The following is a 361-nucleotide window of genomic DNA, read 5'->3' on the forward strand; positions in this document are numbered from 1 at the left end:
GGATCATCCGGCAGGCCATCACCCTGCTGGAGAACCGCGTGTTCAAGGCCGGTCCGGCGCTGGGCAGTCCCGCCGCCGTGCGCGACTACCTGCGCCTGAAACTGGTCGCGGAGCCGAACGAAATCTTCGCCGTCGTGTTTCTCGACAACCAGCACCAGGTGCTCGCCTTCGAGCCGCTGTTCAAGGGCACGGTCGACCAGACTTCGGTGTATCCGAGGGTGGTGGTCCAGCGTGCGCTGGCGCTCAACGCTTCGGCGCTGATCCTGGCGCATCAGCACCCCTCGGGGAACACCGAGCCCTCGGCCGCTGATCGTGCGATCACCGAGCGGCTGAAGAGTGCCCTGGCCACCGTCGATGTCCG

Annotated in this window: 1 protein-coding gene; it reads left to right on the plus strand. The window is 66.8% G+C overall.

The window, feature by feature from the left end:
- Positions 1-361, plus strand: a 361-nt coding sequence (locus ACR6JA_RS23415) for a JAB domain-containing protein (RefSeq protein WP_494599949.1), incomplete at both ends; no start/stop codon positions are given.

The organism is Cedecea sp. B1(4) (assembly GCF_059414925.1).